The sequence below is a fragment of the Chelatococcus caeni genome, assembly GCF_014196925.1.
GTDB lineage: Bacteria > Pseudomonadota > Alphaproteobacteria > Rhizobiales > Beijerinckiaceae > Chelatococcus_A > Chelatococcus_A caeni.
In genome coordinates, this window is record NZ_JACIEN010000008.1 from 1 (window position 1) to 11,849 (window position 11,849).

Here is an 11,849-nt window from a genome sequence, read left to right on the forward strand (position 1 = left end):
CGCTGGGACGGCTGGCTCGACGAGGCCCGCCACAACACGCTGGACGTTGAGCGCTGCTGGTCGCCGGCCGAGCTGGAGGACGCGGGGCTCGCCGTCATCCAGCCGGCGCTGATCCCGCCCGGCAAGGTCGCGACTGGCGAGCCCGTCCTGGTCGACGACGACGGAGTGCCGCGCGAGAGCTACGCCCTCGAAGACGCTCCCATCGCCGACATCACCCGCCGGCAGCTGCGCCTCTGGATGCTGAGCGCCGGGCACGACGACGCAGCGATCCGGGCGGCCATTGCAACACTCGACGAGCCGGAGCGTTCGCAGGCGCTGATCGAATATGAAGATGCGAGCACTTATCAGCGCTCGCATCCCCTGTTCGATCTCATCGGGCCGGCCTTCGAAATGACGCCAGCTGATATCGATCAGGCGTTTCGCGAGGCGGCGCTTATGTAGATCCACGTTTCATCGACGTGACGTGACAGGGGAGCCCGAGGGCTCCGGCGGCCAGTCCCTGGCAGGTAAGCCGCCCGACGAGAGCTGAACCACGCCGCCCGTCACGACGGCCGCAAGGCCGCCCCGGAATGGGCGCTGATTCTCCAACGACAGGCAACATGCATAGCGAATTGCACCGGGTGCGGCCGATCCGCCCCGCAAGCGGCTACATCGGAGGCAAGCGCCAGCTCGCCAAGCAGCTGGCGGACATCATCGCGACCGTCCCGCACAACACCTATTGCGAGCCGTTCGTCGGCATGGGCGGGCTCTTCTTCAAGCGCCACTCGATCCCCAAGGCCGAAGCCATCAACGACCTCAACCGGGACGTGGCCGTGTTCTTCAGGATCCTGCAGAGGCACTTCGTCGCCTTCATGGACATGCTGCGCTGGCAGATCACGAGCCGGGCCGAATTCGAACGGCTCCTCGCCCAGGAGGCGGACAGCCTCACCGACCTGGAGAGGGCGGCCCGGTTCCTCTATCTCCAGCGCTTGAGCTTCGGCGGGAAGGTCGCCGGTCGCAGTTTCGGCATCGACACGCGCGGCCCGGCGCGCTTCGATGTGCGCAAGCTCGGTCCGCTGCTGGAGGCCGCGCACGAGCGGCTCGCCGGCGTCTGGATCGAGTGCCTGCCGTGGGCCGAGTTCGTAAAGCGGTGGGACCGCCCCGAGACGCTCTTCGTGCTCGATCCTCCCTATTGGGGCACCGAGCACTACTACGGCCGGGAGTTGTTCAGCCGGGACGAGTTCGCCCAGATGGCCGAGGTCTTGCGGGCGCTGCGGGGCCGGTTCATCCTGACCATCAACGACGTCCCGGAGGTACGCGACCTCTTCTCCTGGGCATCGATCGAGCCGGTCGACCTGACCTACACGGCCGGCGGCAACGGCTCCGCAAAAGCGGTCCGTGAACTGATCATCAGAGGGGTCTGAGAGGCCTCTTCCGCGTCGCTGCCCTGAAGCTCTTCCGGGGCGATCTCCTCGGTGCTGGCTCCTAATGCTAGCCCGAGGAGGCCAGCATGACCACTGAATATCTGCACGGCGTCGAGACGATCGAGGTGTCGGACGGCATCCGCCCCGTCCGGCGCGTTCGCACCTCGGTCATCGGTCTGGTCGGCACGGCGCCGAACGCCGATCCGATCCTGTTTCCCCTCAACAAGCCCGTGGCGATCCCCGGCAACACGATGCTCGCGGCCTCCCTCGGTGCCGCCGGCACGCTGTCGGACGCCATGCGGGCCATCTACGCCTCGATCGGCGCCTTCGTCGTCGTGGTGCGCGTGAACGAGGGCGCGAACGCCAGCGAGACGCTCGCGAACGTCATGGGCGACCCCGTCGCCAAGACAGGCGTCCACGCGCTGCTCAGTGCACAGAGCCTCACCGGCCTCAAGCCGAAGATCCTGATCGCGCCCGGCTTCACCAGCGTCCGGCCGGCGACGGGCGTCGCCACCATCGACGTCAACGAGGGCGGCACCGGGTACACGGAGGCGCCCTCCGTCGTCATCGATGGCGACGGCACCGGCGCGAGTGCCATCGCGACGGTCCAGAACGGAGCGGTGTCCAGCGTCATCGTGACGAGCCCCGGCATCGGTTATTCTGCGCCGCCCACGATCACCTTCGTCGGCGGCGGCGCGGAGGCGGCCGGGGCGGCGGCCACCGCCGTCATCGGCACGACCGCCAACCCCGTGACGGCCGCGCTCGCCGGCGTGGCCGATCGGTTGCGGGCCGTGGTGTTCGTCGACGGTCCGAACACCACCAACCAGGCCGCGATCGCCTATCGTCGGGATTTCGGCTCCGACCGCCTGCAGGTGCTCGACCCCGGCGTGCTCGTCTTCGACGGCGAGGAAGCCACCAACGTCTCCCGCCCTGGAGCGGCCTATGCGGCCGGGCTGCAGGCGAAGATGGACAACGACCGCGGCTTCTGGTGGCCGTTCTCCAATCAGGTCATCAACGGCATCGTCGGCGCCGGCCGGCCGATCGCGGCCAACCTGTCGGACCGGAACTCGGAGCACAACTGGCTCAACGAGAACGGCGTCACGACCATCATCCGCAACGATGGGTTCCGCTTCTTCGGCCTGCGGAGTTGCTCGAACGATCCGCTCACGGCCTTCCTGTCGGTGCGGCGGATCATCGACGTCATCCGCGACGAGGTCGAGGCCTCCTATACCTGGGCGCTCGATCGGCCGTTCTCGCCCCAGCTCGTGCGGGAGCTGGTGGAGAGCGTCAACGCCTACCTGCGGCTCCTCAAGACCGAGGGCGCGATCGTCGGCGGGCGGTGCTGGCTCAATCCGGACTTCAATCCGGCGGGCAATCTCGTCTCCGGCAAGCTGACGCTCGACTTCGACATCGAGCCGGTGGCGCCGATCGAGCGGCTGACGTTCCGCATCCACCGCAATCCCGACTACTACACCGACGCGGTCGAGGAGATCGTGCGCGCGCTCGCCGCGTGACGCGTGGTGTGAGGAGGCTCCATGGCTCTCGACTACATCCTGCGCAACTGCTCGACCTTTGCCGACGGCTACGGGCTGCACGGCGCGGTCGCCAGCATCACCCTGCCGAAGTTCACCGAGGTGGTCGAAGAGCACCGCGGCGGCGGCATGGACGGCCCGGTGGAGGTCGCCCTCGGCTACGAGAAGCTCGAAGCCTCGGTCGAGCTGGCCGATGCGGACCCGCGCGTCATTGGCCTGTGGGGCCTCGCGCCGGGACAGACCAAGGCGTTCACGCACAAAGGGTTCCTCGTCGGCGAGACGGGCACCGATCGCGCGGCCGAGATCCACACGCGAGGCTCCATCAAGGAGCTGGACTTCGGCGACTGGAAGCCCGGCGAGCTGGCCAAGCTCACCTACGCCATGCGGCTCACCTACGTGAAGCTCACGATCGCGGACGTGCCCCTGATCGAGGTCGACGTCCTCAATGGCATCCGCGTCATCAACGGCGTCGACCAGAACGTCGCCATGCGCCGCGCCCTGGGCATGGCCTGAAGGAGAGCAAGATGGAGTGGCCCTACACCCTGAAGAGGAGCATCGAGGCGGGCGGCAAGACGACGACCCACGTCACCTTCCGCGACGCAACGTTCAAGGACTTCAAGCTGCTCTCCAAGCGCATGCAGGAGGGCGACGAGATCGAGGCGATCTCCCTTTCGATCGCCGATCTGGCGGGAATGAACGTCGCCGAGGTCGACAAGCTCAGCCCCGAAGACAGCGCCGAGCTGATGGCGCGGGTCAACGAAGCCTTCGCCCCTTTCGAGAAGCTGGCGCGGAGCAAGTCGAGGAACTGATCGCGGACGTCGCGGTCATCCTCCATTGGTCACCGGCCGAGCTGGAGAACCGCGGCATCGACGAGATCCGCGCGTGGCACGGCCGGGCACTGCGCCGGTTCGAAGCATTGGCCAAGGCAGGTCTGAGGTGACACGATGGCGCTCGATATCGATGTCATCCTCAAGCTCGTCGACAAGCTCAGCGCCCCGGCGAAAAAGGCCAAGGCCTCGCTGGCCGGCGTTGAGAAGACCACCAAGGAAGTCCGCAAGGCCACGGACGCGGCGACCAAATCGACCCGCGGCCTGACGCGCCAGCAATTCGGCCTCGGCCGCGCGATCATCCAGACGCGCCGCCGCTTCCTCTCCTCCATCCCTGTCTATGAAGCCGCCGGCCGGCGCATCGGCTTGGGGCTCCGGCACATGTATGACGGCGTCGCGCTCGCCGGCCGGCATGCGACTACGGCCGCGCGCCTCGGCGTGCGCACAGCCACTCGCTTGGCGGCGGCCGGCGGCCTGTCGTTCGGCGGCCTCGTGGCCATGGGCCGAGCTTATGCCGACGTGATCGACGAGCAGGCCAAGCTGGCGCGGCAGACCGGCTTCACCATCCAGCGCCTGCGCGAGCTGAACTTCGTCGCGGGACGGCAAGGCGTCTCCGCATCAGAACTCGAGACGTCGATCGACGGTCTCAACAGGCGCATGGGCGAGTTGCGCACCGGCCGGGGTTCGCTCGTCTCTTTCCTCAAGCGGGCCAACCCGAAGCTGCTGGGCCAGCTGAGGAAGAGCAAGGGGCCGGAGGCGGCCTTCGATCTCATGATCGATGCACTCTCCAAGATCGAGGATCCGGCCCGGCGGGCGGCTCTCGCCCAGGCGGCTTTCGGGCGATCTGGCCTCGTCATGACCCGCATCGCCGAACTCGGCAAGGACGGGCTGGCGGACATGAGCGCAGAGGCGCGCCGCCTCATGGGCGTCTTGGGCGACGAGGCCGGCGCCGAGGCCGAGGCGTTCAACGATGCGCTGAGCGACGTCACCACGACGATCATCGGCCTGCGCGATGCGATCGCCTCGAAGGCACTGCCGGTCCTGACACCCATGCTCATCGAGTTGCGCGACTGGATCGCCGCCAATCGAGAGCTGGTGTCGACCGGCATCGTCGACTTCGTCCGCGCCTTCGGCGAGATGCTCGGCCGGTTCGACCTCAATCAGGCGATCGCCGACGTGCGGGGCATTGCGGAGGCGGTACGCTCAACAACGGACGCGGTCGGCGGCCTTGGGCGAGCGGGACTTCTGGCGCTGGGCCTTCTGTTCGTGCCGGCAGCGTTCAAGTTGGTGGAGGGCGTATTCCGTATTGCGCAGGGCCTGCTGTGGATCGGCGCCAAGTCAGCGCAGAACCTCGCCCCGCTGGCCGGCTATTTCCTCCGATCCTCCCGAGCTGCAGAAGGCTTACGCGGTGTCCTTCAAAGGCTCAGCCTGCGCGGTGTTCTGATCGCCGGCGGAGCGCTCGCCATCGGCTCCATGATCCTCGACGATCTGAAGCGCACGCGCGAGGAGCGCCTGGCGCTGATCAACGAGAACTGGGAAGCCGCCGATCGCCTCAACAGCTGGATGGAGAACGAGACGGCCATCGGCCGCTGGTTCCGCCGGTCGAACGATCGCGTGCAGGAGTGGAAAGGCGAGGTCGCCCGCTCGATCGGTGAGGTCATCGAGGACATCAAGGCGACCTTCGCTGCGATCGACCTGACCGAAATCGGCCGCTCCATTCTCATGTCCCTCTGGGAGGGCATGAAGTCGGTCGCTCGGGACATCAAGGCATGGATCGCCAATCTCGGGAGCGAGATCCGCAGCGCACTCACCATCGACTGGTCAGCCATGGTGCCCGATTGGGTGCGCAACACGATGGGCTGGCAAAAGCCGGCGGCATCGCCACCCTCGGGCTCTCAGGCGGTGCCCGCGCCGCGCATGCTCTCCGATGTGGTCAACGAGATCGACCAAAGCCGGACCCTCAATCAGCACATGCCGGTGAGCGTCACCAACCACGTGAGCATCCAGGCATCGTCGCCCTCGACGGCAGCGGAGATCGGCCGGGCAGCGGCCGGTGGGGTCGAGCGCGGCACCCGGCGCGGTCTGAGCGGCCTCCATGACGGCGGTGCCGCCGGATCAACCTTCCTTGGGCAGCCATAATGTACGATCGCGTTCTCTTGGGCCTCGGCCCGTTTCGCTTCAGGGTCACGCGCCACGCCTATGAGGAGCTGGCGCGCCGCTGCGGCGGCGAGTGGGTGTCGCAAGGTAGGATCGGCCGCCGCCCTGCCAGCCAGTTCGTGCATACCGCCGAGAGCGAGATCACCATCAACGCGACGATTTATCCCGAGCTGACCGGCGGGCTCGCGCAAGTCGACGCCATGGGCGAGGCCGCCGAGGCGGGCAGCGTCATGATGATGGTGTCCGGCACCGGCCGTGTTCTCGGCCGCTGGTACATCAGCGAGATCACGGACACCGGCTCTTTCCTGACGGCCGACGGCACGCCGCGCAAGGTCGAGGTTGAGATCACGCTCGGCCGCTACGGCGAGGACGGCACCGGGCTCGGAGGGCTCCTCGGATGACCAAACTGCGCAGCTTTGACCAGGACACGGTGGACCTCACCGCTTGGCGCGAACGCGGATCGGAGCCCGGCCTCGTCGAGCGGATCCTTGACACCAATCCGGGGCTCGCAGACCTCGGGCCGGTGCTGCCGCTCGGCACTGCGATCGACGTGCCGGAGCCGCAGGTCCAGATGCCGCGGTCGCCCGTCAAGCTGTGGGACTGACATGACGCCGGCGTTCCAGATCTTCGCCGATGGCCGCAACGTGACCGAGGCCTTCAACGACCGCCTGCTGAGCCTCACGGTCACCGACGAAGACGGGCTCGACAGCGATGCGGTGGAGATCACCGTCGACGACAGGGACAACGTCGTGGCGCTGCCGCGAAAGGGCGCGTCGCTCACCATCCTCATGGGCTATCGGGAGACGGGCCTCAGCCTCATGGGCCGCTTCACGGTCGACGAGGTGACGATCGAGGGGCCGCCGTGGGAGATCGGCGTCCACGGCCGAGCGGCCGACCTTCGTGCGTCGTTCAAGGAGCAGAAGACGCGGCACTTCGAGGGCACGACCCTCGGCGCCATCTTCGAGAAGCTCGCATCCGAGCACGGATTGGAAGCCGCGATCGATCCCGAGCTGGCGAAGCGCGCGGTCCGCTACGTCGCCCAGACCGAGGAAAGCGATCTGCACTTCGCGACCCGGCTCGCCCGCCGGCACGATGCGGTCGCAAAGCCCGCCAACGGCCGGCTCGTGGTCGCGCACAAGGGCGCGGGGCGGTCAGGTTCCGGACAGACGCTGGAGCGGCTCGTGCTGCGGCCGGGCGACGTGACGCACGTCCGCGTCTCGAAGGCCGACCGGCCCGACCATGGTGGCGTCGAGGCCGAGTGGTACGACCGGGATGGGGCCGAGCGACGCTCCGTCCTGGTCGAGAACGGCGAAGGCCCTCGCATGCGCCTCCCGCACACCTACCCGAGCGAAGAGGAGGCCGTGCGCGCGGCCGAGGCACGCTCGCGAGAGCTTGACCGGGCAGAAGGCTCGCTCTCCGTCGAGATGCCCGGCCGCACCGATATCGCGGCCGAGATGCAGGTGGACATGGTCGGCTTCCGCGACGGCATCGCCGGCGCCTGGACCATAGAGCGGGCCGAGCACCGGCTCGACGGCGGCGGCTACGTCACCAGCTTGGAAGCCGGCAAGGGCAAGAAGAAGGAAGGCGGCGAGGGCGAGGGTGACGACGGCGAGGAGTGACGAGCTGACGCGCTTCCGCTACGGTGCCGGCCGATGCATGGGAGGCTGGCAATGCGCACCAATCTGAAGGCGACTGAGAGGCTGGCATTGATCGCTGGAGGGATCGCTGCCGTTGCGACCGGAGGGGTCTATTGGTTCCTCCCCGATCTGCCGTGGTGGGCATATGTCGGCGTCTGGGTCGTGCTGCTGGGCTCGCTCCACCGAACGCTCGTCAGCATGGCGGCGGACGAGAGGATCATCGATGGTGAGCGCGCCGAACGTTGATCCACCTGAGAGGGTCTTTGCGGCCCCTGAGAGAGGTCTCAGAGGCCGCTTCGAGTGGTGCAAATTCAAGTGTCCCGCTCTGCAAATTCAAGTGGCGCGCTTCATAGGAGGGACTGGAGGGCCCGGAGCAACCCGTCCCCCTCCCCCCGCTTGCGGCGGGGAGGGGCTAGGGGTGGGGGGCGGCGCCGCCTGAGCGGCGCATCCGTTACCCTCGTCCCCGAATTCGCTGCCGCCTGCCTGCTGAACCACCCCCCACCCCGACCCTCCCCGCCACTTCGTGGGGGGAGGGAGAAGAGATCGCCCCTCTCCGCTCCAAAAATCTACTTCGCCGCGAGCACCTCGGCCGGCACGTCGCCGAACTGCAGGCGGGCGAGCTTGGCGTAGAGACCGCCGCGCGCCGCGAGCGTCGCGTGCGTGCCCTCCTCCACGATGCGCCCCTCGTCCATGACGAGGATGCGGTCGGCGGACTGAACGGTCGCCAGGCGGTGGGCGACGACGATCGTGGTGCGGCCCTGCATCAGCCGGTCGAGCGCCGCCTGCACGAGCCGCTCGCTCTCGGCGTCGAGCGCCGAGGTCGCCTCGTCGAGCAGGAGGATCGGCGCGTCCTTCAGGACGGCGCGGGCGATGGCGAGGCGCTGGCGCTGGCCGCCCGAGAGCGTGACGCCGCGCTCGCCGAGCATGGTGTCGTAGCCCTGCGGCAGGGCCGCGATGAAAGTATCGGCGGCGGCGAATTCCGCCGCGCGGCGCACCTCTTCCATGGACGCATCGGGGCGGCCGTAGCGGATGTTGTCGGCGACGCTCGCGCCGAAGATCACCGCCTCCTGCTGCACATAGGCGATGCGGCTGCGCAGCGCCGCAAGATCGGCACGGCGCACGTCGACGCCGTCGACCAGAACGGTGCCGCCCTGGCAATCGTAGAAGCGCAGGATGAGCTGGAACACGGTGGTCTTGCCGGCGCCCGACGGCCCGACGATGGCGACGCGCTCGCCCGCCGCGACCGAGAAGTCGAGCGCATGCAGCGACGAGCGCTCCGGCCGGCTCGGATAGGCGAAGGAGACGTTCTCGAAGGCCACCGTGCCGCGCGGCGGCTGCGGCAGGGCGACCGGCGAGGCGGGCGAGGCGACACTCGCACGCGTGGCGAGCAGCTCCGACAGGCGGCCGGCCGCACCCGCCGCCTGGGACACCTCGCCCCAGACCTGGCTGAGCTCGCCGAGCGCGCCGGCGGCGAAGACCGCATAGAGCACGAACTGCGACAGCCGCCCGGCGCTCATGCGCCCGCCGAGCACGTCCTGCGCGCCGTACCAGAGCACCGCGACGACGCTTGCCGCGATGAGGAAGAGCGCGACGGCGGTGAGATAGGCGCGGGCGCGGATGGAGGCGCGCGCAGCCTCGAAGGCGTCCTCGGCGGCCGCCTTGTAGCGCCCGGCGGTCGCCGTCTCGACGCCGAAGGCCTGCATGGTGCGGATGGCGCCGACCGCCTCTGTGGCGAAGGCCGAGGCGTCCGCCAGCCTGTCCTGCGCGGCGCGCGAGCGTCGGCGCACGCTGCGCCCCGAGGCGACGAGCGGCAGGACAATGACCGGGATGGCGGCAAGGACGAGGGCCGACAGGCGCGGGCTCGTCACCACCATCATCGTCGCCGCGCCGATGAAGAGGAAGAGGTTGCGCAGCGCGATCGAGGCGCTCGCCCCGAAGGCGGCCTTGATCTGCGTCGTGTCGGCGGCGAGGCGCGAGGCGAGGTCGCCGCTGCGCGCGCTGTCGTAGAAGCCGGGATCGAGCCGCAGGAGATGGCGGAAGACGGCCGTGCGCAGGTCCGCCACCACCCGCTCGCCGAGGGTCGTCACGAGGTAGTAGCGGGCCGCGCTCGCAACGGCGAGCACGGCGACGACGATGACGAGCATGCCGAAATAGGCATTGATCATGCCGCTGTCGGGGTCGGAGAAGCCGCCGTCGATCACTCGCCGCACCGCCAGCGGCAGCGCAAGCGTCGCGCCCGCGGCAACGACGAGCGCCACGAGGGCCGCCGCGATGCGGCCCCGGTAGGCGAGCGCGAAGGGCACCAGCGGCTTCAGCGCCGCCATCGGCGCGCGTTCGCCCCTTCCGCCCGCCGCCCCGTCCGCGGCTTCGCCTTCCATACGCGTGCGGCCCCTGCCCGCTGCCATCGTCCCGTCCTTTCCTCCTCGCCGGATCGCCCGCGGCGATTTTGGCCTTTCTGCCCTGCTTGTATCCGCCTTGGCGCTGCGCTATAGGGTCGCGATCTTCAGGAATATCCGTCGTCGTCATGATGCGCTGCTGCCGGCGTGAGACGTGCGGCGCAGTGTTGGACAAGGACACCGCCATGAAAAGCGATACGCATCCCGATTACCACTTCATCAAGGTCGTGATGACCGACGGCACGGAATATGTCACGCGCTCGACCTACGGCAAGGAAGGCGACGTGCTGAACCTCGACATCGATCCGCGCACCCATCCGGCCTGGACCGGCGGCTCGCAGCAGCTGCTCGACCGCGGCGGCCGCGTCTCGCGCTTCAACAACCGTTTCGCCGGCCTCAGCTTCGGCAAGAAGTAAGGGCGGGGCGGAGCCTTCTGCCTCTCTCCCCAAATGCAAAGCCCCGGCGTTGTCGCCGGGGCTTTTGCTTGTCGAGGGGAGGCTGTTGCGGTCAGTGCCGGGAGAAGGCCGACTGCAGGCGCCCGAGCTGCAGGGCGACCGGGCTCGTCGACGAGGCGAGCAGGCTTTCCCCGCTCAAGAGCGCATCGAGGTGCAGCACGCGCTCCTGCAGGCGCAGCGAATGGTCGATGAGCTCGCGCATGCGCTCGGGCAGGAGCGAGACGAGGTCGTCCGACGTCGGCGTGTTCTGCCAGGTCAGCTTGACCTTGTGCTTTTCCTGCATCGCCTGCTCGGGCGTCAGCTCCCCTTCCGCCACGGCGCGCTGCAGCAGCAGCCAGGACGCGACCTGCATGAGGCGCGTCGTCAGCCGCATGCTCTCGGCGGCATAGGCGAGCGCCGCCTGCCTCTGCAACTGGCGGCTTTCCTCGCGGCCCGGCCCGTCGAGATAGGCCGCCGATTCCTCGATCAGGTCCATCCCCTCGCGGAACAGCAGCCGGAAAGCCTCGGAGGCCACGAAGCTGCGCCCGAAGGGAATGGGGGCCGTATCGTCGTTGTGCTCGCTGCGGAGCTTGCTCTGTTCGCTCATGGGTCCTCGCGCCTCCCTCGGTTCCGCCACCATGCTGCTCCGAAATGGAACGTTGCACTCGTTGCGGGAGACACGTTGCAAGTTTGCCGCCAATCACCTCAGCAATAGGTTAACGAAACTGCCGATGGAGAGAAAGCGGCAGAATTTAAGAGCATGCATGCCGGGCCGGCCGCGGCGTCGGCCCCGCTGCCCCGTGGCGGCGGCAATGGCGATCAAGCCCCTGGCGTCGATCAGCTTTCCTTGGCGCTTCAGGCGCCCTGCCCCCGCCGCGCGGGCATCAAAAAAGAGCCGCCCGAGGGGCGGCCCGAAGTGATAACAGGGAGGCGTCAAACAGAGTGGACAGGAGCCACTCGGCATCCAGAAGACTGGATGGCTTCCGTTATAAATCGGAAACCTTAACGCTCCGTTAAGCTGTTGCGGGCCGGCAAGGGCGCTCGCGTCCCGCTACGGCACAGGCTGATCCATCATCCAGAATGGATCAGCGGAAGAAGGCGTTCGCCGCCTGCCGTGAAGCCTGCTTCGCCTCTCTCATCCCCTCGAGCCGGGCAATCTCCGCCTTGAGCAGCGTGATCCTGTCCTCGAGCTCGTCGAGCGACAGCGCCGACAGATCCTGCCCGATCTCGTGAGCGAGGGGACTCTTGCCGAGGGGACCCTTGCGCGGCTCGTCGCCGAAGATGTCCTGCATGTCCTCCCTCCCGTCGCCAGTTGCGGACCCCTCAGTTTACGGCGAGGCGGCCGGGATTGTCACCCGCCCGGGCGACGGTGACCCGCTGTCGGCCCTCCACCGTGCCTCGGTCGAAAAAATTTCGCGTGCCATGTCGATCCCGGCGATGCTCGCTCGTCGTAGGGGCAGGAA

General features: G+C 68.2%; 14 protein-coding genes and 1 pseudogene. 12 read left to right on the forward strand and 3 right to left on the reverse strand.

The window, feature by feature from the left end:
* The 11 genes and pseudogenes from GGR16_RS22880 to GGR16_RS22930 form a co-directional block, all read left to right on the forward strand.
* A pseudogene (locus GGR16_RS22880) lies at positions 1–441 on the forward strand (hypothetical protein); the annotation flags it as partial.
* A 158-nt stretch (positions 442–599) separates the two neighbouring features.
* Positions 600–1,403, forward strand: a complete 804-nt coding sequence (locus GGR16_RS22885) for a DNA adenine methylase (RefSeq protein ID WP_183318435.1) — start codon at positions 600–602, stop codon at positions 1,401–1,403.
* Positions 1,404–1,489: 86 nt separating this feature from the next.
* Positions 1,490–2,917: a phage tail sheath subtilisin-like domain-containing protein gene (locus GGR16_RS22890; RefSeq protein ID WP_183318438.1), complete on the forward strand. Its 1,428-nt coding sequence runs from the start codon at positions 1,490–1,492 to the stop codon at positions 2,915–2,917.
* 21 nt (positions 2,918–2,938) lie between these two features.
* On the forward strand, positions 2,939–3,448 hold the full coding sequence (locus GGR16_RS22895) for a phage major tail tube protein (protein WP_183318440.1): 510 nt from the start codon (positions 2,939–2,941) through the stop codon (positions 3,446–3,448).
* An 11-nt stretch (positions 3,449–3,459) separates the two neighbouring features.
* A complete protein-coding gene (locus GGR16_RS22900; protein WP_183318442.1) occupies positions 3,460–3,744 on the forward strand; it encodes a phage tail assembly protein in 285 nt (94 codons plus the stop codon).
* Positions 3,744–3,875 carry a GpE family phage tail protein gene (locus tag GGR16_RS26610; RefSeq protein WP_425486602.1) on the forward strand — a complete coding sequence of 44 codons (132 nt, stop codon included), beginning with the start codon at positions 3,744–3,746 and terminating at the stop codon, positions 3,873–3,875. Before GGR16_RS22900 ends, GGR16_RS26610 begins: the two co-directional genes overlap by 1 nt.
* A 4-nt stretch (positions 3,876–3,879) precedes the next feature.
* The gene (locus GGR16_RS22910; protein ID WP_183318444.1) at positions 3,880–5,901 is read left to right on the forward strand and encodes a hypothetical protein; all 2,022 of its coding nucleotides are present in this window, start codon (positions 3,880–3,882) and stop codon (positions 5,899–5,901) included.
* Entirely contained in the window at positions 5,901–6,320 is a 420-nt protein-coding gene (locus GGR16_RS22915) for a phage tail protein (protein ID WP_183318446.1), read from the forward strand. Before GGR16_RS22910 ends, GGR16_RS22915 begins: the two co-directional genes overlap by 1 nt.
* Positions 6,317–6,523, forward strand: a complete 207-nt coding sequence (locus GGR16_RS22920) for a tail protein X (RefSeq protein ID WP_183318448.1) — start codon at positions 6,317–6,319, stop codon at positions 6,521–6,523. Before GGR16_RS22915 ends, GGR16_RS22920 begins: the two co-directional genes overlap by 4 nt.
* Position 6,524: 1 nt before the next feature.
* Positions 6,525–7,538 (forward strand): contractile injection system protein, VgrG/Pvc8 family, encoded by a 1,014-nt coding sequence (locus tag GGR16_RS22925; protein ID WP_183318450.1) that lies wholly within the window; start codon positions 6,525–6,527, stop codon positions 7,536–7,538.
* A gap of 51 nt (positions 7,539–7,589) precedes the next feature.
* Positions 7,590–7,802, forward strand: a complete 213-nt coding sequence (locus GGR16_RS22930) for a hypothetical protein (RefSeq protein WP_183318452.1) — start codon at positions 7,590–7,592, stop codon at positions 7,800–7,802.
* 320 nt (positions 7,803–8,122) lie between these two features.
* Here the strand turns inward: GGR16_RS22930 and GGR16_RS22935 are convergent, their stop codons facing one another.
* Positions 8,123–9,961 (reverse strand): ABC transporter transmembrane domain-containing protein, encoded by a 1,839-nt coding sequence (locus GGR16_RS22935; RefSeq protein WP_425486599.1) that lies wholly within the window; start codon positions 9,959–9,961, stop codon positions 8,123–8,125.
* A gap of 176 nt (positions 9,962–10,137) precedes the next feature.
* Here GGR16_RS22935 and rpmE point away from each other — a divergent pair, with 176 nt between their 5' ends.
* Positions 10,138–10,368 (forward strand): 50S ribosomal protein L31, encoded by a 231-nt coding sequence (rpmE, locus tag GGR16_RS22940; protein WP_026015329.1) that lies wholly within the window; start codon positions 10,138–10,140, stop codon positions 10,366–10,368.
* Between the two features lie 91 nt (positions 10,369–10,459).
* Here the strand turns inward: rpmE and rcdA are convergent, their stop codons facing one another.
* The gene (rcdA, locus tag GGR16_RS22945; RefSeq protein ID WP_019403324.1) at positions 10,460–10,993 is read right to left on the reverse strand and encodes a protease adaptor protein RcdA; all 534 of its coding nucleotides are present in this window, start codon (positions 10,991–10,993) and stop codon (positions 10,460–10,462) included.
* A gap of 478 nt (positions 10,994–11,471) precedes the next feature.
* Positions 11,472–11,678: a DUF1192 domain-containing protein gene (locus tag GGR16_RS22950; protein WP_019403323.1), complete on the reverse strand. Its 207-nt coding sequence runs from the start codon at positions 11,676–11,678 to the stop codon at positions 11,472–11,474.
* Positions 11,679–11,849: the final 171 nt, after the last annotated feature.

Coding starts and splice junctions, on each gene's coding strand:
- GGR16_RS22925 (WP_183318450.1), top strand. CDS start 6,525: ATGACGCCGGCGTTCCAGATCTTCGCCGATGGCCGCAACGTGACCGAG.
- GGR16_RS22930 (WP_183318452.1), top strand. CDS start 7,590: ATGCGCACCAATCTGAAGGCGACTGAGAGGCTGGCATTGATCGCTGGA.
- GGR16_RS22915 (WP_183318446.1), top strand. CDS start 5,901: ATGTACGATCGCGTTCTCTTGGGCCTCGGCCCGTTTCGCTTCAGGGTC.
- GGR16_RS22885 (WP_183318435.1), top strand. CDS start 600: ATGCATAGCGAATTGCACCGGGTGCGGCCGATCCGCCCCGCAAGCGGC.
- GGR16_RS22935 (WP_425486599.1), bottom strand. CDS start 9,961: ATGGCAGCGGGCAGGGGCCGCACGCGTATGGAAGGCGAAGCCGCGGAC.
- GGR16_RS22895 (WP_183318440.1), top strand. CDS start 2,939: ATGGCTCTCGACTACATCCTGCGCAACTGCTCGACCTTTGCCGACGGC.
- GGR16_RS22950 (WP_019403323.1), bottom strand. CDS start 11,678: ATGCAGGACATCTTCGGCGACGAGCCGCGCAAGGGTCCCCTCGGCAAG.
- GGR16_RS22900 (WP_183318442.1), top strand. CDS start 3,460: ATGGAGTGGCCCTACACCCTGAAGAGGAGCATCGAGGCGGGCGGCAAG.
- rpmE (WP_026015329.1), top strand. CDS start 10,138: ATGAAAAGCGATACGCATCCCGATTACCACTTCATCAAGGTCGTGATG.
- GGR16_RS22910 (WP_183318444.1), top strand. CDS start 3,880: ATGGCGCTCGATATCGATGTCATCCTCAAGCTCGTCGACAAGCTCAGC.
- GGR16_RS22920 (WP_183318448.1), top strand. CDS start 6,317: ATGACCAAACTGCGCAGCTTTGACCAGGACACGGTGGACCTCACCGCT.
- GGR16_RS22890 (WP_183318438.1), top strand. CDS start 1,490: ATGACCACTGAATATCTGCACGGCGTCGAGACGATCGAGGTGTCGGAC.
- rcdA (WP_019403324.1), bottom strand. CDS start 10,993: ATGAGCGAACAGAGCAAGCTCCGCAGCGAGCACAACGACGATACGGCC.